The sequence below is a fragment of the Photobacterium leiognathi genome (assembly GCF_030685535.1).
Taxonomy (GTDB): domain Bacteria; phylum Pseudomonadota; class Gammaproteobacteria; order Enterobacterales; family Vibrionaceae; genus Photobacterium; species Photobacterium leiognathi.
Map to the genome: position 1 here is coordinate 654,364 of NZ_CP131599.1, position 21,861 is coordinate 676,224.

Consider the following 21,861-nt stretch of genomic DNA (forward strand, 5'->3'; position numbering starts at 1 on the left):
AATTAGCGCCCACCTCTTTTGATGACTAAAAAGATAAAGAAGGGGATACCAACGATCGACATTACAACTGTCAGCGGTAAGATGATCCCCGGCATGATCGCTTTACTGGCAATAGAGGCAAGCTCTAATAACACCGCACCGACAAGAAACGAAGCAGGTAAGAAGAAGCGTTGATCTTCACCTAAAATCATTCTCGCAATATGCGGTGCGACTAAACCGACAAAGCCAACAGCACCCACGAATGATACCGATAGCGAAGTAATGATTGAAACTAACACCAGGGTCTTCATCCGCAGTCGTTTAACGTTGACGCCCATTGCTTCTGCACGTTCTTGTCCCATCTTTAACGAAGATAAACGCCATGCATCTTTCATCATGATTAACAGCACGATCGGCAGTAAAATCGCTAATGTAATGATTTTCTCCCAACTACCGCGATCAAGTGAGCCCATTTGCCAGAACACCAAGGTTTGTAACTGGGTTTCGCTGGCAATGTACTGCATCATGATCAGTAAGCTGTCATAAGCAAACATCACCGCGACACCAAATAACATCACGCCTTCAATGGAAATCCGTTTAATGGATGAAATCCCAGCAATGAGTAACGTGGTGAGTAAACACATGACGAAAGCCATTACTGCGATTTGGTACTGTGCAGGAATAAAAGGGATTGCGATAACATTGGTGATCACCAAAGAGGCACCAAAGCCAGCTGCAGCAGAAACACCAAAGGTATACGGATCGGCTAACGGGTTATGCAGTGTGGTTTGCATTTGTGCGCCAGCCAAAGCTAATGCGCCACCAATAAACGGTGCCATTAGGGACATTGGCATACGAATGTCCCACACAATCACTTTGCTTGCCATTGCGCTATGAGTCGGTGAGAAAATCGCAGTAATGACTTGGCTAAAGCTTAAGCCTTGCGAGCCAATTAATACATCTGCGATAACGCAGAGTACACTTAATATAACTAATACGATGAGCGCGATTTTCTTATTACGAGCACGGGTGTAATGGGCTTGTAATTCAATAGAAAGGCTTGTCACTGTGTCATTGCCTTAAAGTTATTTTGACCGAATAAACCCTTTAGATGACGATCACCAAATTTCAGGTTCATCTCTTCAAAAGTTTTCTCTGGTTGTAATGTGCTAAACAGTGTTGGGTGGATCCATTTTGCGAAATATTCAATTGCCACTAAGTTATACGGCGAGTTGTAAAACGGCATGTAAATCGAATAAACATCTTTGTTTTGGTAAGCATTGACTGCTTTTAGCCAAGGGCGATCCATTAAGCTTTTGGTTGCTTGAGCAATAGCTGCTTTATTAGGTGAATAACCGAGTGGAATACCGTTAGTCGGTTGACCATCTTTGGTTAGCCAGCCAGTTGTTTGCATAATATATACATCAGGCCTTGCGGTGATCACTGTCTCTGGTGACATCTCACCCGTATTAGCGCCTTTTAATGGTGCTGTGGCGACGTTGATTGCTTTGAGCATTGGAATGTAGGCACCCATATTGCGAGCAGCAAACGTGCGACAACATGAATCGCTATAACCTGCCGCTCGCTCAATAAAGACACGCTTCATTGGTACATCTTGGTGGTTAGCTAAGGTATTTTTAATTACATCTAAGTGTTGTTGATAATAGTGGGTGAAATCACTGCCTTGCTTAGTACGGTTCACAGCATCAGCAACAACTTGTACCGATTTGATGGTGTTCTTAATCGGGTTTTCACGAAAATCGACTGCAAGTACCTTGATCCCTGCATCATCCAGCTTTTTCAATAAGCCTTTATCTTGCGCTAACTTAATATTTGATAGATCAACGATAAACAAATCAGGTTTTGGTTTTAAGTTAATGAAACGCTCTGCGTCAAATTCACCTGACTTGATAAGCCCAATCACAGGGACATGCTGTAGAGCAGGGTATTGTTTAATATAACTGGCATACATACTTGGCGCAGAAACACGCATATCATCACGGGCAGCAACCAAGTGTTTAGCGGCATCACCTTGGTAAATAATTTCGAGTAGAGGGAATATACGGCTGGTGGATAGAGCAATATTCGTCGGTTGATGATCAAAGGTAACCTGACGACCCGCGACATCTGTGACGGTTAAAGGGTAGCTATTTGCAAGCGCGGTGCCTGAAAAACTAAGTAGTGTGCTGAAGGCTAAAATGCTGGCTGTGACTATTTTCAAAATGATTATCCTTAAAATTTTTCGAAAATCTTAATGATAATAATTCCCATTATAAACCTATTTTTGTGAGAGATAAGAATCCGATAATAAAATTAAATGATATTGATTTTTATTTGTGTTTATGGTCTAGGCTCATAACATTCAACGGTAATAAGAGAATCACAGAAAAAGAATTCGGAAGGAGGGTATAGATCCAGATACGGATCAGACAGTATCTGAATCTATCTTTGTTTTGAATATTAGATGTCATCTAACGCAGAATCAAAACCATCAGCTGAAAGGTTAAAACCTGCAATATCAACATAACTCTTGGTTTCGAATAAATGCATCACTTGTGACATTTGTACACCGTTATTACTTAAATAAGCATGAGCCGTACAGGTGTGGTTAGTCGGATCATAATCCGTACTCACATGGAGTAAAATTTGGGCTGCAACGTTCCAATTACTTAACGCGGAAACATATTTCCAACTGTTGCAGACATTTTGGCTTGTTTGCATGTGATCAATGAAATCAATGCGAGTTAATTGATGACCACCGCCATTAAAGTGAAAGATATAGTTTTGATTACCGAAATCAGTATGGGTGAGCAATTCATCTTTTGAAGGCACAGCTTGAAAGGTGTTGTGTTGAGTGGTATCAGCAAAAGCATTGGATGTTGTCAGACAAGAAAAAAGCACCATAGAGGTGAGGATTGTTGAACGCTTAAGCACTGATATTTACTCCCAGAAGCGTGAGTGATAATTAGGGAAAATAACATGCCTTTTGACAATAGCGATTGCAAACTTTTTTGAATGATATAATTGTATAATTACATTCCATTTGTCGATGATAACTATCTACACTGGTTTTTATTAAACGTTGTTCCTATACCTTGTCACATGTTTAGTGATGTTTATTACATTTGTATCGATATCATTACGAATATTTACAATGCGCTGGAGCAGGAATTAAAACGTTACACTTTAAAGCTTTAAAAATAGGAGTGGTGCTGTCATATTTTTGACAAGTCATTCTTAGTGTAGAAGCGTCAGTGAATAACGCTTATATAAACGCTTAATAATTTTATAAAATGGATTGTTTTACATGGATATAGCTTCAACAGTATTTAATGCATTGCAACCTTTGCTCTGGGTGATCCCCGTTCTTATTCTAATTTATATTATTAAAACACCATGGTTTAAAGGCTGTGCTGGCGAGCGCCTTGTTCACTTTTGCCTAAAAAGATTACCCAAGAGTGACTATAAGGTATTAAAAGACATTACATTGCCTTGTGAGTCAGGTTCGACGCAGATCGATCATATTGTTGTTTCAAAATACGGCATTTTTGTTGTTGAAACTAAGAATATGAAAGGTTGGATTTTTGGTGGTATTTACCAACCCATGTGGCAGCAAACGTTTTTTAAGCGCTCATCGGTATTTAAAAACCCACTGCATCAAAACTATAAACATATTAAGACATTGCAGTCTTTGCTAGGTATTGATGATACCGCGTTTCACTCTGTGATTGTGTTTGTAGGCGAAGGGGTATTTAAAACAGAAATGCCTGAAAATGTGACCAAGTCTGTTCGTTCTATGATGAAGTATATTCGATCATTTGACACCGTTATATTTAATGAACAGCAACTACAAACATTTATTACTGACATCGAACAATCACGTTTTAAGCCGGGATTTGCTACGGATTTTTCTCATGTGCAATCGTTGAAAAAAGCAGATAAATAAATTTAAATAGAAAAACTGGCTTGTTGAATATCATTGCCCATAGTGTGGGGTTAAATGGTAAAGAATTATTAATTAATCTGGTTATTTATATAATAGACGAGATTAAATAAATGTAATTTTAGATAATAAAAACCCCTCAATAAATGAAGGGTTTTTGTTGTTTTATAGAGGATTAATGCGTGTCACTAAAAGCATTATGTTGATACAAATGACTAATAATGTCATTGGTTGATGTACCTAGATCATGATAAGTAGCACTAATATCATTAACGATAACATGATGTTTACCCTTATCGAATGATATGTCTAAGTTACCATTATCTATTTTTGCATCAGATACTTTTGATAATAAATTATCCAGAGTCGTATCTTTACCTAAAATGGAATCTAAATTTATTTTATCATCAGCACTGAAATCTTTAATTTCTGTCACCGTTTTTTCGTCGGTTTTCAGTACATCAAGTTTAAATTCGTCAGCACCTTCTCCACCCCATAGATGATCTGAACCCGCATCAGAAATAAGAATATCATTACCTTGTTGACCAAAAAGTAGATCATTACCTGTGCCACCGGTTAGGATATCGGATCCTGAATCACCAAAGATCACATCATCCCCAGCATCACCAAATAACTTATCAATACCACCGTCAACACTGTGATTATCTAAAATCAGGCTCTGCTGATTTTTTTCCATAAAATCAAAAACATCATGGGTAGTTAATTGCTCTACACTCACATTAGCATCCTTTGCTACAACAGAATACAAGATATCTTGAACTGATGTACCATGAGCGATTAGATCAGATAAATGATCGATATCTGAACCATATTGTTCTAACAACCACGTGTTATTTAACGTATCACCGACAATAATGTCATTACCAGCACCGCCATGGATAGTATCATTACCTGCGAGTATGTTATCGAAAGAGTTATTAAGCTCATCACCCAATTTACTGATATCTTTAACGAGAAGTACCTTACTCGTACCATCATTATTAGAAAGGTATCCTTCACCTAACGAAGTAATATCGGATACTTCCTTAGGAACTGTGTTGGTTACATCAGAACCAATTAACGTTGAAACAATAATTGGATCATATTTATCTAATCCATCACCAGATAATTCTTTAATTTTATTAAGATCAGTACTGCCATCTAGTCCATCCGAAACAAAGTAAAGCACATTGGTACTTGAAGTATCATTAAAACTATCGATACCTTGTGCAATAGCAGTATTAAAGTCATTAGTAGCACCGTATGCTTTAACACTTTGCAGCATCGTATCAAGGTTAACGCCTTGATCATCGACAAACTGATGACTGTTGAAATCCCAATGAAACTTAATGTTTTTTTGAATATTTACAGCAAAAGTAATGACGGTGAATGTCATATTACTTAGTTGGTCATGATCTAATACTTCACCATAATGCTGGGCAATTTCACGAACCGAGTCTTTGGCTTGATCAATTTTAGTATGTGTTACTAAATCACTGTATTTAAATGTTTGAAAGCTACCATCAGGAAGTCTTAATGTTGTTGTCGGTACTATTTTTTCAAGAAAACCTAAAGATCCTGTATTTTCAAAATACTTAATCACATCTTCTTTAGAGTGAAAGTCTTGGATAACTTGGTACTGATTATGCCCATCAAAATAACCAATAGTTCCTGATGTATAATTATGTTCAATTTTCAAGCTGTCAGGTTCAATAATAAATCCAGCCATAGAGCCTGAGACATCGAGTACTAAATTCACATCAACATCAGGTTGTTCAACAGCAGAATCACCAATCAATACATCATTATAACCTGTACCATCAATCACATCTGAACTTGGAGTACCGATAACAACATGACCGTTTGCATTGTAGTCTTTTTGAGCATCAGCTAATGCATCATTACCATATGAATCTGAAATACTAATGGTTGCATTTACTTCACCAGTAAAGCCATTATTTTGGTTTGGCTCAAAATATCCACCGGGTACATGTGCGGTGTAACCTAACTTACCAGCACCATGATCTTCCACTTTTACATCAACAGTTTGATCACCAAAATGTAGCGTGACAGTATCACCGACTTTAGCGTCACCACCAACACTACCCGTTACAGTGATCGGTGTATTGTTATCATGCTCTTCACCCGTGATCGCTTTGCCGCCATTAATCGTGTCAACAGTCACAGATACATCCAGCGTTGCCACTTTATAGTCATGGGTGGCAGTCGCAGTTTCCGAGTTACCAGCTTTATCACTAATGCTTACAGATGCAGAAATTTGATCTGCGGTTGCATTAGCTAACACACTACCTGCAACTTCAAGTTGCCAGCCTAGCTTACCGTTACGCTCAGTCACTTTAGTTGTATAGTCATGGACATCAAGCGTAATAGTCACGTTATCGCCAACTTTCACGTCACCGCCAACATCACCATGAAGAAGCTGCTTTTCAGTTGCTTCTTTTTCATTGATCACATTGTCACTTGTAATATCGTCAATAGTGATAGAAGCATCTAAAGTTTTCACGCTGTAATCATGCTCAGCGTTTGCAGTCATACTGTTACCAGCACTATCCGTTGCAGTCACTTGTGCTGTGATGTGATCTTTTGAAGCATTCGCAAGTACGGAACCTTCAACATCAACTGTCCAACCTAGTTTGCCGTCTTGCTCAACGACTTTAGTTTTGTATTCATAGCTATCAACATTGATAGTAACTTCATCACTAGCTTTAACATCACCACCAACAGTACCGTGAAGTGGAATGATTTCTTTCGCTTCAGCTTCATTGATCACGTTATCAGCGGTGACATTATCAATAGTGATCGTTGCATTGATCTCGGTATCTACTGTGTACGGTTTATCATCATTGGCAGTTGTACTGTGACCAGCACCATCATTCGCTGTAACAGAGGCATGGACATCGTGACCTTTGTTGTTCACTAATGCACTGCCGTCAACATCGACTGTCCACGTTTTATCAGCGGTTACGGTTGTGGTGTAGGTTTTATCACCGATAGTGACCGTGACAGTATCACCTGGCTCAACATCTTTACCAACAGTACCTGTTACTGGCACTTTGCCTTCTGATTCAGCTTTATTAACAACATCATCGCCTGCAATAGAAGTGATCTTGATGCTTGCATCGATCTGCACATCGTAATGCTCTGAAGTAGTTGCAGTAGCTTCGTGAGGGATACCGTAATCGGTAGTCACTGTCGCGGTTGCTTTATCGGCATGCAAAATATCATCGCCAGTCACATTTACTGACCAAGTCTTATCGGCGGTGACAGTGGTGTTGTAGTGATGACCATTTACTGTCACTACGACTTTATCACCGGCTTGAACGTCATCACCCACCGTACCTGTAATAGGTAAGGTTTTCTCGTGACCTTCCGCTTGCGTAATTTGGTTATCACCGGTAATAGGGTTGATAGTGATGCTCGCTTTCACATCGATACTGTAATCATGAGTGGTATCAGCAGTGGCAGTATTACCAGCGGCATCCGTCGTTGTTACACTTGCAGACACCTTATCCGTACCTGATTGCAGTAAGGTTTTACCGTCCACATCTAACGACCAGGTTAACTTACCGTCGTGATTTTCAACGGTTGCTGTACCTAATGTTTTACCATCAAGGGTAACAGTGACAATATCGCCAGCTTTAACATCATCACCCACAGTACCTGTAATGGTCTGTTTACTGTGTGATTCAGCGGCTGTCACCACATCGTCTTGAGAGATAGCGTCAATCACGATCGATGCTTTGATATCGGTATCTACTGTGTACGGCTTATCATCACTGGCTGTTGTACTGTGACCAGCACCGTCATTTGCAGTAACAGAGGCATGTACATCGTGACCTTTGTTGTCCACTAATGCATTGCCGTCAACATCTACTGTCCACGTTTTATCAGCGGTTACGGTTGTGGTGTAGGTTTTATCACCAATAGTGACTGTGACAGTATCACCCGGTTCCACATCTTTACCAACCGTACCTGTTACTGGCACTTTGCCTTCTGATTCAGCTTTATTAACAACATCATCGCCTGCAATAGAAGTGATCTTGATGCTTGCATCGATCTGCACATCGTAATGCTCTGAAGTAGTTGCAGTAGCTTCGTGAGGGATACCGTAATCGGTAGTCACTGTCGCGGTTGCTTTATCGGCATGCAAAATATCATCGCCAGTCACATTTACTGACCAAGTCTTATCGGCGGTGACAGTGGTGTTGTAGTGATGACCATTTACTGTCACTACGACTTTATCACCTGCTTGAACGTCATCACCCACCGTACCTGTAATAGGTAAGGTTTTCTCGTGACCTTCCGCTTGCGTAATTTGGTTATCACCGGTAATAGGGTTGATAGTGATGCTCGCTTTCACATCGATACTGTAATCATGAGTGGTATCAGCAGTGGCAGTATTACCAGCGGCATCCGTCGTTGTTACACTTGCAGACACCTTATCCGTACCTGATTGCAGTAAGGTTTTACCGTCCACATCTAACGACCAGGTTAACTTACCGTCGTGATTTTCAACGGTTGCTGTACCTAATGTTTTACCATCAAGGGTAACAGTGACAATATCGCCAGCTTTAACATCATCACCCACAGTACCTGTAATGGTCTGTTTACTGTGTGATTCAGCGGCTGTCACCACATCGTCTTGAGAGATAGCGTCAATCACGATCGATGCTTTGATATCGGTATCTACTGTGTACGGCTTATCATCACTGGCTGTTGTACTGTGACCAGCACCGTCATTTGCAGTAACAGAGGCATGTACATCGTGACCTTTGTTGTCCACTAATGCATTGCCGTCAACATCTACTGTCCACGTTTTATCAGCAGTAACGGTTGTGGTGTAGGTTTTATCACCAATAGTGACTGTGACAGTATCACCCGGTTCCACATCTTTACCAACCGTACCTGTTACTGGCACTTTGCCTTCTGATTCAGTTTTATTAACAACGTCATCGCCTGCAATTGAGGTGATCTTGATGCTTGCATCGATCTGCACATCGTAATGCTCTGAAGTGGTTGCGGTAGCTTCGTGAGGAATACCGTAATCTGTAGTCACTGTCGCGGTTGCTTTATCAGCGTGCAAAATATCATCGCCAGTTACATTTACAGACCAAGTCTTATCGGCGGTGACAGTGGTGTTGTAGTGATGACCATTTACTGTCACTACGACTTTATCACACGCTTGAACGTCATCACCCACCGTACCTGTGATAGGTAAGGTTTTCTCGTGACCTTCCGCTTGCGTGATTTGGTTATCACCGATGATAGGGTTGATAGTGATGCTCGCTTTCACATCGATGCTGTAATCATGTGTGGTATCAGCAGTAGCTGTATTACCAGCAGCATCCGTTGTCGTGACACTTGCAGACACCTTATCCGTACCTGATTGCAGTAAGGTTTTACCGTCCACATCTAACGACCAGATTAGCTTACCATCGTGATTTTCAACGGTTGCTGTACCTAATGTTTTACCATGAAGGGTAACAGTGACAATATCGCCAGCTTTAACATCATCACCCACAGTACCTGTAATGGTCTGTTTACTGTGTGATTCAGCGGCTGTCACCACATCGTCTTGAGAGATAGCGTCAATCACGATCGATGCTTTGATATCGGTATCTACTGTGTATGGCTTGTCGTTAGTAGCAGTAGCTTCGTGACCTGCACCATCGCTTGTGGTCACTGATGCATGTACATCGTGACCTTTGTTGTCCACTAATGCACTGCCGTCAACATCTACTGTCCACGTTTTATCAGCGGTGACGGTTGTGGTGTAGGTTTTATCACCGATAGTGATTGTGACAGTATCACCCGGTTCAACATCTTTACCAACCGTACCTGTTACTGGCACTTTGCCTTCTGATTCAGTTTTATTAACAACGTCATCGCCAGCAATAGAGGTGATTTGAATACCCGCATCAATCTGCACATCGTAATGCTCTGAAGTAGTTGCAGTAGCTTCGTGAGGGATACCGTAATCTGTAGTGACTGTCGCGGTTGCTTTATCAGCATGCAAAATATCATCGCCAGTCACATTCACTGACCAAGTTTTATCAGCAGTGACAGTGGTGTTGTAGTCATGACCATTTACCGTCACCACCACTTTATCATCAGCTTGAACGTCATCACCCACCGTACCTGTGATAGGCAAGGTTTTCTCGTGACCTTCCGCTTGCGTAATTTGGTTATCACCGGTGATAGGGTTGATAGTGATACTCGCTTTCACATCGATGCTGTAATCATGTGTGGTATCAGCAGTAGCTGTATTACCAGCAGCATCCGTTGTCGTGACACTTGCAGACACCTTATCCGTACCTGATTGCAGTAAGGTTTTACCGTCCACATCTAACGACCAGGTTAACTTACCGTCGTGATTTTCAACGGTTGCTGTACCTAATGTTTTACCATCAAGGGTAACAGTGACAATATCGCCAGCTTTAACATCATCACCCACAGTACCTGTAATGGTCTGTTTACTGTGTGATTCAGCGGCTGTCACCACATCGTCTTGAGAGATAGCGTCAATCACGATCGATGCTTTGATATCGGTATCTACTGTGTACGGCTTATCATCACTGGCTGTTGTACTGTGACCAGCACCGTCATTTGCAGTAACAGAGGCATGTACATCGTGACCTTTGTTGTCCACTAATGCACTGCCGTCAACATCTACTGTCCACGTTTTATCAGCAGTAACGGTTGTGGTGTAGGTTTTATCACCAATAGTGACTGTGACAGTATCACCCGGTTCCACATCTTTACCAACCGTACCTGTTACTGGCACTTTGCCTTCTGATTCAGTTTTATTAACAACGTCATCGCCTGCAATTGAGGTGATCTTGATGCTTGCATCGATCTGCACATCGTAATGCTCTGAAGTGGTTGCGGTAGCTTCGTGAGGAATACCGTAATCTGTAGTCACTGTAGCGGTTGCTTTATCAGCGTGCAAAATATCATCGCCAGTTACATTTACAGACCAAGTCTTATCGGCGGTGACAGTGGTGTTGTAGTGATGACCATTTACTGTCACTACGACTTTATCACCGGCTTGAACGTCATTACCCACCGTACCTGTGATAGGTAAGGTTTTCTCGTGACCTTCCGCTTGCGTGATTTGGTTATCACCGGTAATAGGGTTGATAGTGATGCTCGCTTTCACATCGATGCTGTAATCATGAGTGGTATCAGCAGTGGCAGTATTACCAGCGGCATCCGTCGTTGTTACACTTGCAGACACCTTATCCGTACCTGATTGCAGTAAGGTTTTACCGTCCACATCTAACGACCAGGTTAACTTACCGTCGTGATTTTCAACGGTTGCTGTACCTAATGTTTTACCATCAAGGGTAACAGTGACAATATCGCCAGCTTTAACATCATCACCCACAGTACCTGTAATGGTCTGTTTACTGTGTGATTCAGCGGCTGTCACCACATCGTCTTGAGAGATAGCGTCAATCACGATCGATGCTTTGATATCGGTATCTACTGTGTACGGCTTATCATCATTGGCAGTTGTACTGTGACCAGCACCGTCATTTGCAGTAACAGAGGCATGTACATCGTGACCTTTGTTGTCCACTAATGCATTGCCGTCAACATCTACTGTCCACGTTTTATCAGCAGTAACGGTTGTGGTGTAGGTTTTATCACCGATAGTGACCGTGACAGTATCACCTGGCTCAACATCTTTACCAACCGTACCTGTTACTGGCACTTTGCCTTCTGATTCAGCTTTATTAACAACATCATCGCCTGCAATAGAAGTGATCTTGATGCTTGCATCGATCTGCACATCGTAATGCTCTGAAGTGGTTGCGGTAGCTTCGTGAGGAATACCGTAATCTGTAGTCACTGTAGCGGTTGCTTTATCAGCGTGCAAAATATCATCGCCAGTTACATTCACTGACCAAGTTTTATCAGCAGTGACAGCGGTGTTGTAGTGATGACCATTTACCGTCACTACCACTTTATCACCCGCTTGAACGTCATCACCTACCGTACCTGTGATAGGTAAGGTTTTCTCGTGACCTTCCGCTTGCGTGATTTGGTTATCACCGGTAATAGGGTTGATAGTGATGCTCGCTTTCACATCGATACTGTAATCATGAGTGGTATCAGCAGTGGCAGTATTACCAGCGGCATCCGTCGTTGTTACACTTGCAGATACATTATCTGTACCTGATTGAAGTAGCGTTTTACCGTCCACATCTAACGACCAGGTTAGCTTACCATCGTGATTTTCAACGGTTGCGGTACCTAGTGTTTTACCATCAAGGGTAACAGTCACAATGTCGCCAGCTTTAACGTCATCACCCACAGTACCTGTGATAGGCTGTTTGCTGTGTGATTCAGCGGCTGTCACCACATCGTCTTGAGAGATAGAGTCAATGGTAATTGACGCTTTAATATCCTGGTGAGCTTCTTGACCACTATAGTCTTGTGGGTATTTTACTGAGCTAGGTTGATATGCGGTATCAAAACCCGCTTTAGCCAACATCTTGTCGTTATCATAATCGATAGTGACAACGCCCCAGTTAGACGAGCTTTCATTTCCCACAGCAGTTGCTTGTTGTACTTTGGTTGGATCGATGCCATCTAAAATTACATCATGTATTTTTTGAACATCAATATTAGATGCTGTTTTATGTCCAAGAGAATGGTGAAGATTTTCACCATTCTGGATTACACCGTTGTCACGTGTAGAGAAGGTATGTTCATAAGTGGTAGGTAAAGGAATATCTTGAACCAACTCGTAAGACAACTCAGCAGGTACTCCCGCTTTATCAGTAGCAGAGATTGCTCCATTATCAGTCAGTACAATAATAGTACCTGAATTAATTGTCATGCCAGTATTAAGGGGAGATAAACTACCATCATCTTTAAGTATAAAGGCAGAACCACTTATTTTAGTTATTGTAATGTTTTCTTCTAGATTTATTGTTTTCATTATTTTTTATCTGCAAGGCTGTACTTTGTAGATAAGGAAAATAACAGAAATTAGTAATTCGTCAATTTTTTGACTGCTGGCTTTAACAAAGAGTTTACATCTTTTTGTTGTGGTAAAAACATGAATTAAACATTTGGATTTGAAAGTTTTCTATAAAATTAACACGTTAAACATTTATGCATAAACTTAATGGAAATGATAATTCTTATTATTATATATAATAGTAGTAGTTTGAAATTAATGGTTTAAATTCAAGTTATATCAATTGCTTATAATTTAACTTGTAATTAAACTATTAAGTTTACTTTATTTAAATATGAAATATAATTTTTCTAAAATAGATATTAATTGGTTGGTAATAGAATATTAAAAGATTTGTATATGATATGTGGGTTGCAAAATAATACTCATATAAATCGAACTATTTCACCTGCTATATATCCAGTTAGTCATTATCAAGTGTTTAATGGAAATAGAAATATTAGTTATATCGAAACTATTTATAAAATACCTTAAATCGAGACGTGCCGGATGAGTAAGACTATGTTTGAACAGGATTACATTCACGCCATTTAACAAAGCTACGAGCTACAAACGTAGGTTAACTTAATCTAGATTAAAGTTTTTAATAAAAATATCAGTACAATTTACGCGTATGACTAAAAAGTCACTGTATGAAAAAGAACAGGTATACCGAGTGTGCCTGTTCTTTTTTGTCTTCAAATCCGACCATATACCCAAGTGACTTAACGTTAAATTCAGCACTTTGAGGTTACTTGGGTATAAATCAATAAAAAGTAAGAGGCTTCACGTTGAGTAAATTGTTTTCTGTGACTCGCATTGGTTCGATGACCTTAAAAAACCGCTTTGTCCGTAGTGCTACATGGGAAAATATGGCTACAGAAGATGGACATATGACAGACAAGCTCTATGCGATTTATGAAGAATTAGCGAAAGGTGAAGTAGGGTTAATCGTTACTGGTTATGCCAATATCGTAGAAGAAGAAAAGCCCAATGAAGGCATGATGGGTATGTACAATGATTCGTTCATTGAAGAATACCAAAAGCTCACTGAACTTGTTCATCAATATGATTCAAAAATCATTATGCAGCTGGCTTATGGTGGTACAAAAACCACTTATAATGTTGGCGAACGTGTAATTTTTGCCCCAAGTGCCGTGTGCGAGAAAAGCACCCAAACACTGGGCAAAGCGATGACGAAAGAAGAAATCGATTATATTGTTGATGCGTTTGCTAAAGCCAGTGTGCGAGCTAAGCAGTCAGGTTTTGATGGTGTAGAAATTCATGCTGCCCACACTTACTTGATCAATCAGTTTTTAAGCCCTTACTACAATCAACGTGAAGATGAGTACGGCGGTAGTTTAGAAAATCGTATGCGTTTCTTGGTTGAAATCTTTAATGAGATCAGAAAGCGTGTTGGTGATGATTTTCCTATTCTTGTAAAACTGACGGCAACAGAGTTTTTTGAAGGTGGCTTAACCTTTGACGAGACTCGCGTGGTTTGTAAGAAGCTTGAAGAGTTAGGTGTTGATGCACTTATTATCTCAGGCAATATTCATGGTAAAGCAGACACTATGATTGGTGAAATGCACGACGGCTACGCAATTCAAGAAGAAGGCTACTTCAGCGAATACGGTCGTGTGATCAGCGAAGAAGTGAATGTGCCAATCATGACAGTGGGTGGTTTAAGCGATTACTGCGCGATTGAGGCATTGGCTGATAACACCAATATTGCACTGTTTGCATTCTCTCGCCCATTACTTACCGAGCCTCAGCTAATTAAACGTTGGAAAGACGGTAATTTAACAGAGGTCGAGTGTGAGCGATGCTCAAAATGTCGTACTCGACGTGGTAACTTCTGCGTAACTTCAAAACAACGTAAAGCGCAAATTGCCGCATTATAACTAGCGTTATTGAAATAAAAGAAAGAGTTAGCATCAAGGTGCTAACTCTTTTTTTTGATAATAAGATAACTCGGTGCCCAATGATTAAGTTGGAATACAAGGTACAGTAAAGTTATGCAGATAACGTTAAATTACCACTTTTTTGCTGCCACTGCTGATACCATGCATCAATACTGTTGTACGGTAGTGGAGGTGAAATAAAGTAACCTTGTGCTAGCGGGCAGTTCATTTCTTGTAACTGTTGCCACAGTGATAAGCTTTCTACACCTTCAGCGACGGTTTCTAGATTTAAACGTTTAGTCAGCAGTAAACAAGATTCCACAATTGCCGCTGCGGTAATGCTGGTTGGGATAGCTTGGATAAAGCTTAAATCCAGTTTTAATGAGTTAAACGTTAATGTCTCTAATTGTTTGAGTGACGAATAACCCGTTCCGAAGTCATCAATTGATAAAACAAAGTCATGCATACTTAAACGTGATGCTGATTCGATAGCTTGACCGACCGATTCAAAGATCTCAGATTCTGTCAGTTCAAAATATACCCACTGATTTAAATCCTGATATTGCTCTTTAAGCTGTAGCACACAGTTAATGAAATGCGGATCAACCAGCGTTTTCGACGAAATGTTAATGGCAATTTTTCGATTATGAAAATACGAGCGATAACAAATCACATAGTTAAGAATAAACAGCGCTAGTTTTTTCTCTTTATTGTGCTGCATGATTTGATCAATAAATTGATATGCTGGCACAGTGCCATATTCGGGATGCACTAAGCGGATCAAGGCTTCACAAGCCACCCATTCAGCAGTTGATAGTGATACAATCGGTTGAAAATAGGGAACAAACCAACCTTGCTCAAAAGCATTATCAATAAAAGCGTCATCCAATATAATTTCAGATGTTGAGCCTTGATTTGTAAGAGTACTACGTTCCTTCGCTTGTTTTAAAAGTACACTTAATTGTTTTAAACAAGTCGGCTTAGATAACGTACCTAACAGGTTTAAATCATAATTAAGGCACATCTTTTCAACACTCATCAAAATATCTTGCTTAAGCGCACTGGTGATAATAATTGAGCCTTTATAGTGTTGTTTTGCAATGTGACCAAGAAAGCTAATTCCGTCCATTTCAGGCATGTTTAAATCGCACAACAATAAATGAGGTTGATACTGTTGCATGATCTTCAATGCGTCAGCACCATTGATAGCGCACTGGATCTCATCATTTTCCGAGTCAATAATGCGCGCTAATTGTGTAGTTAACACTTGGCGTTGAAAATCATGATCTTCAATTAAAAGTATACGCATACTATAGGCTCTTAATAGTAATGACTTGTTGTTTTAGTGAACTAACAAGTGTTGTCATATTTTGATAATATTCTTCAAATTCAATAGGTTGATTTTGACTAATTGCACCTTCAATGGTTTGACATAATTGATCAAGTTGGTGGAATGCCATTACCCTTGCAGCCCCTTTTGCTCGATGTACAACGAGGCTAATTAAATCAATATTGTTCTCTTCAATGGCTTGCTTAAATTCACTTAAGTCGCTGTCACAAGAGGTTAGGTATTGGGTCAGAATATCTACGCTTGTTTCGCGATCACCAAAGATAGCATCGAGTTCATTGATATCGATTAACTCACTATACGACGCTTCATTGATATTGCTTTTCTCTTCGTGAGCAAGGGGAGAGGTAGCACTATTGACCTCATTCACCGGAAGCCATTGATAAACGACAGTTTCAAGCTCTTTTAATGTAATAGGTTTAATCAAATAGTCATTAAAACCAATATCTTGGAAATGTGCTTTATTTGATAACGCATCAGCTGTCAGAGCCAAAATAGGTAAAGGTGCTGATGTTGATAATTGTTCTTGCTGACGAATCGCTTTCACTAATTCAAAGCCATCCAATTCAGGCATATGACAGTCGGAAATCAACAAATTATATTTTTTGTTCGCCAGAGCGTCGAGTGCTTTTTTACCATTATCAACAATATCAACAGCGCAATTTAGCAGCTCTAATTGCTGTTTTAGAATTTGCTGATTAATCGGGTGGTCTTCGGCCACTAAAATATAACGACCTTGCTTAATCGCTAGCTCACGATCAAGCTTATTAGCTACCTGCGGCTGCGTAGTTTGCTCTGTATCCTGACTGTCTTTTTCATTGGCAAGAACACGATATAGTTCATTAGGCAGTAATGGACTAAGTGATAGTTGAGAGCCATTCGCTTGGTTTTGCGTTAAATAATGATCCGGTGAAGTAATCATGATCACGTTCACTGAGGGTAAATTTGCTTTTAACCATGCAGAATCAACCTCGTTTTCTTTACACCATGTATCATGAATCAAAATGGTGTCGATCTTTTCAGTTGAAATCACGACAGGTAACTTTGCTTTATTAGTGATCGACAAATATGAATATTCACATTGCCAAGCACTGAGATATTCATTTAGATGTAGATCATAAATATCGCCAATAAGACCACAGTGCTTATGTAGTGGGGAAACGTCACGTTTCTCTATGATCGGAAAAGGAACGATCACTGTAAATGATGTACCTTTACCTACTTCGCTAGTTGCATGAATATCTCCATTCATGAGTTGAACCAGTTGATAACAAATCGAAAGCCCAAGCCCTGTACCGCTAAAACGACGATTACTGCTTTGTTCTACCTGTACGAAAGGCTGGAATAACTGACTTAAATCTTCAGGTTTAATGCCGATCCCTGTGTCATGGATAGTAAAAGCGAGTGTTTGCTCGGTATTTGTTTCTTTTACGACATCCACAGCAAGGTGAATATTTCCCATCGTGGTGAACTTAATAGCGTTATTTAATAGGTTGTTAAGTACTTGCGTAAGACGAAAATCATCAAACGATAAGTAATGGGCAACGGCTGGATCGAGCCAGAGCGTAAAGGAAACCTCTTTTTGATTTGCATGGATTGAATGAGGCTGTACTAAGGCATGAATCAGATCCGATAGTACATGTCGACTTGGATTAATGTTTAATTTACCCGCCTCGATTTTAGAGAAATCTAAAACATCATTAACAATATTGAGCAAATTAAGCCCTGATTGCGATAAGTTATGATGAATTTGGCGCAATTCTGGCTTTTGGGCATGGGGTTCCATTAATTCTAATAGACTTAGAATTCCGCTGATTGGTGTGCGGATTTCATGACTCATCATGGCTAAAAAGCGAGATTTAGACTCTGTTGCTGCTAATGATTTCGCATTGGCTTTCATTAGCGCTACTTGCTGTTCTTTGGCTTGAGTAATATCAATAATGATGGTGTTCCATTGCCAGCCATTTTCTACTTCTGATATTTGGCAGCGTAATTCAATCCAACGAGGATGATAGGTTTGGGTTTGAATTTGTAAATTAGTACTCCAATATCCCGCATGAACCGCTTGTTGCATGGCAGCATGTAATGAATCAATATCATCACGCTTTTTCATTTGTTCAAACAGAATATGAGGGTGGCGGTATAATTGAGATGCATTAAGGTTGATGAAGTTACTGATCTTTTCACTGATGAAAAGAAATTCAACATCAAATGGATCTTCACTTTTTTGAATATGCTGGATTAACGCACCATCAAAGTTATTTGTAAGATACGTAAGCTTTTGTTCGACATTTTTACGTTGAGTAATTTCTAGACTTAAACGACGATTCCAATAAATAATAAAAATCACAATGAAAGCAGAAACTGTTATCACAGAAACTAACTTAGAATAGTTAATGGAGGATTTAATCGTAACCGAATTTAGTCTTCGTTTTATGTCAGAAAAGGTTTCTTCCGGAAATGAATTCAATATCTTATTGATGATGTTTCTTAAAACAAAATTATCACGACTGACAGCAAAACTAACATTGCGAGGGTGATTATCTAATTTGCTAGGAACAATTTTCAATTGCCCTAAAAACTCATTTTGTAATAATAATTGAGCTTGAGAAAGTGAAATGATTGCATAATCAATCTCATCATTCATAAGTCTTAACAGCATGTCTTTTTGAGCGTTGAAAGTGAGCATCTCATTATTTGGATATAAGTTTCTTGCAAGATTGACCACAAATGCACTATCAACCACACCTATTTTATTTTTTTGGGTAATACCATAAATATTTTTATCTTCAATTTTATTAACGATTACCCATGATTCACTACCAAATGGCATAGTGAAATTGACTTGCTTTTTACGTAGAGGAGAGATGGCGACAGCACTGATGATATCGATCTCACCACGATCGAGCATCTCTCTTGCAGCATCGTAACCATGGACGTTAACAAACTTAAAATCTACATTCAGAATGTTACTAAATTTATGAACAATATCAGCTATTTGAAGGTAGAAAATATCATTGTCTTTATAGCATTTTTGATCAAATTGATAGCCAATACGTAAGATGGATTTTGAGCGAATATAAGCACGCTCTTGTTGTGAAAGTTTTATTCTATTTGGGTGTTCTAATAGCTCAATTTGGCTTCTTGTTAACCACTTTATATATATACTTCTTAGTTCTCCATCTTCTAATGACGATATTTCATCATTGATGATATTAAGTAAGTACGAATTTACCTTAGAGGTTGCAATATGCATTTTCTCTAATGGTAATTGTTCAAGAATAGAAAACTTAAGTGGCGTTTTAATATTTGCTTGAGTAAATAGGTTATTAAGTGTGATAGCATTACCAATATAAGCATCACTAATACCCGTTTTTACTGAATTTAATGCCAGTAATATATCAGGCATAATAAGAGCAGATACTCTCTCATCTTTTTGCTGAAGTAAGTCATTGGGCATGAATCCATCTTCAATAGCGATGATTTTTTTCTCTTTCTCTCTATCTTTATATGAATCATTACTTATCATGCCATAGGGTACAGCAAGTATAGGTTGGCTAAATACCATATTTCTTTTTCTTTCAAAAGAAAGACTAATGCCAACAATAAAGTCAATTTCATTTTTTTCTAATGCAGAAATAATCTCTTTAGGATTATTAAAGGCAACAGACTCTAGTTCTAAATGACTTTTTTTAGCTATATGGTTCATTAAATCGGGCAGTAGACCGGATAGCTCATTTTTACTGTTCGTAAAAACAAGTGGTGACGATCCTAATGTTAAATAGCCTGCTTTGAGTACTGTCTGTTTGTGCTCAATATCAGTGTTAGCCCAACTGTGTGAGCTGAACCACACACTTAATATGATGAATAAGTAGCGCATCAGTAATTCTCGAAAATTAGTAAAGGGGCTTATTGAGCACTGCGTGCTTACTTTTAAGGGTTAAATACCAGTTAGGTTTTAGGTCTTGTGTTTCAAACACCCAACGGGCCTCAATAACGGTGTTTTTGTCTGTTATATATAAATCAAGATGACCACGAGCATATAACTCAACAATGCAGCGAGCGAGTGTGATATCAAAACGGTATAGTAGCTAAAGCGATAAAATAACTTTTCCTGCAGTAAGGAATTGCTTTTGTTTTACTAATTGCAAAGCATATTTGTATTCAGCTGATTTGCTTTCATTAATCTTTGCCGTTTGAGCTTTAAGCCAGATTTGTTTAATCACATTGTGTGGCTCATAAGGCTGTTGATTGAACTTGTCAGTTAATAGCTGTGAAAATTTTACGATGTATGTATGCATTGATAAGCGAATTGCCACACTTAAACCAATAATTAAAAACTCACTTGATACTTCATGCTGCTCTATTGCTTCAATACTTGATACCGCCGTCATAAAGTCACGGTATGCCACAAGGTTCGATTGGGTTTCAGTGGCTTGGTATGCCTGTAATAAATACAGATAGGCACGATCGTGTTTGGTGATCTTTTGTTGTTGGTTGATGATGCCCCAAAGCTTTTCTACAGAGACATTCTTCTTTGCGCTTAGGTGTAGTTGTACCCAAACTAGAAACGCGTAGTTTTGTGGTTTGTCCCAAATGGAATAGCGAAGTGTAGCGCAAGCTTCTCTGATATGACGTTCAATTTCAGTATCGTGTTGAAGGCAAAATTCAATCCATATCAAGCCAAATAAACGGTATAAATTATTACGGCTTAGTTTATGTGCTGCTAACCAAAACTCGTAGCCCATGCTAATACGGTTCTGTTTGATTGCCGACCTTGCTTTAAGATCAAGCAAGCTAAGATGCTGTTTTGAACTCGAAGAGTTAATTGATGTTAGTAAAGGGGTGAGTTGCTCGAATTTGTTTTGAGTTAGCAGTAATTGCGCTAACAACAGTTGTGCAGGTACATACTCATTTTGTTGGAGTATATCTTCCAACATCATTTCAATATCATCGTACTTATCAGCAGCATTATTAATAAGTAATCGTTTAGCTAACGTTGTTACACCTGACCAATACTTATCACAGTAAGAATGATTTTCTAAAAAACGTTGAACACCAAACCAACCTTTCGAGTGGTAAGTGTTAAAAACGGCATCATCGAATATTCGTTTATTTAAATGGTAATTGATTCGAGCTGTAAGGGTTTCTAGCCGAAAAGGTTTGATTAAATAATCTGTTGGTTGATATTCGGAAAATCCCATCAGAATAGAACCTGAATCATCAGCGGTGACAATAAAGATCAAAGGATTATGGGTAATCAATTTATTAAAGTGAAGTCTTTCAAGAAGTTGAAGACCTGTGCTACCTAAGCCAAGGTTGAAATCAATGAAAATAATATCAAATAAATTGCGTTGACAAAGTTTTACTGCATCTTGTGCATTAGATGCACAGTAAATACGCTGAGCTTCAAATTTTGCTTTGAGTAATATTAATTTTGTTGTTTGTTGAATAATAGCGCTATCGTCGACAATAAGAATGGATTGACTATTTGTCATATAAGCTCATTTACGGAAAAGGATCTAAACTGAGTATTTATACCCAAATAATATTGAGATACTCGCTAAAGCGAGAATAACTTAGGTATATTTAATAAAGGATGCGCATAGTATTTCTTCAGGATAAAACGCACAATTTATGATGTGTAAGAGAATGTAATATTCTTAAAGGAAATAATTTGACCTATTGTTATATG

9 protein-coding genes are annotated in these 21,861 nt (G+C 39.1%); 2 read left to right on the forward strand and 7 right to left on the reverse strand.

Annotation, left to right across the window (positions count from 1 at the left end; genetic code table 11):
- Positions 1-2: 2 nt before the first annotated feature.
- From Q7674_RS03060 to Q7674_RS03070, 3 genes are all read right to left on the reverse strand, one after another.
- The gene (locus Q7674_RS03060) at positions 3-1,046 is read right to left on the reverse strand and encodes a FecCD family ABC transporter permease (RefSeq protein WP_045065073.1); all 1,044 of its coding nucleotides are present in this window, start codon (positions 1,044-1,046) and stop codon (positions 3-5) included.
- Positions 1,043-2,200 (reverse strand): ABC transporter substrate-binding protein, encoded by a 1,158-nt coding sequence (locus Q7674_RS03065; protein WP_305422525.1) that lies wholly within the window; start codon positions 2,198-2,200, stop codon positions 1,043-1,045. Before Q7674_RS03065 ends, Q7674_RS03060 begins: the two co-directional genes overlap by 4 nt.
- Before the next feature lie 239 nt (positions 2,201-2,439).
- A complete protein-coding gene (locus Q7674_RS03070; RefSeq protein ID WP_023934457.1) occupies positions 2,440-2,913 on the reverse strand; it encodes a hypothetical protein in 474 nt (157 codons plus the stop codon).
- Between the two features lie 373 nt (positions 2,914-3,286).
- Here Q7674_RS03070 and Q7674_RS03075 point away from each other — a divergent pair, with 373 nt between their 5' ends.
- Positions 3,287-3,925: a nuclease-related domain-containing protein gene (locus tag Q7674_RS03075; RefSeq protein WP_045065076.1), complete on the forward strand. Its 639-nt coding sequence runs from the start codon at positions 3,287-3,289 to the stop codon at positions 3,923-3,925.
- 172 nt (positions 3,926-4,097) lie between these two features.
- Here Q7674_RS03075 and Q7674_RS03080 read toward each other — a convergent pair whose 3' ends face one another.
- On the reverse strand, positions 4,098-12,893 hold the full coding sequence (locus Q7674_RS03080) for a retention module-containing protein (protein ID WP_305422526.1): 8,796 nt from the start codon (positions 12,891-12,893) through the stop codon (positions 4,098-4,100).
- 812 nt (positions 12,894-13,705) lie between these two features.
- Here Q7674_RS03080 and Q7674_RS03085 point away from each other — a divergent pair.
- The gene (locus Q7674_RS03085; protein WP_045064769.1) at positions 13,706-14,818 is read left to right on the forward strand and encodes an NADH:flavin oxidoreductase; all 1,113 of its coding nucleotides are present in this window, start codon (positions 13,706-13,708) and stop codon (positions 14,816-14,818) included.
- Between the two features lie 112 nt (positions 14,819-14,930).
- Here Q7674_RS03085 and Q7674_RS03090 read toward each other — a convergent pair whose 3' ends face one another.
- The 3 genes from Q7674_RS03090 to Q7674_RS03100 all read right to left on the reverse strand — a co-directional run bounded on the left by Q7674_RS03090 (position 14,931) and on the right by Q7674_RS03100 (position 21,664).
- Complete coding sequence (locus Q7674_RS03090) at positions 14,931-16,127, reverse strand: EAL domain-containing response regulator (protein ID WP_305422527.1); 1,197 nt, start codon at positions 16,125-16,127, stop codon at positions 14,931-14,933.
- A gap of 1 nt (position 16,128) precedes the next feature.
- Complete coding sequence (locus Q7674_RS03095; RefSeq protein ID WP_305422529.1) at positions 16,129-20,046, reverse strand: ATP-binding protein; 3,918 nt, start codon at positions 20,044-20,046, stop codon at positions 16,129-16,131.
- Positions 20,047-20,257: 211 nt separating this feature from the next.
- On the reverse strand, positions 20,258-21,664 hold the full coding sequence (locus Q7674_RS03100; RefSeq protein ID WP_305422531.1) for a response regulator: 1,407 nt from the start codon (positions 21,662-21,664) through the stop codon (positions 20,258-20,260).
- Positions 21,665-21,861 lie beyond the last annotated feature (197 nt).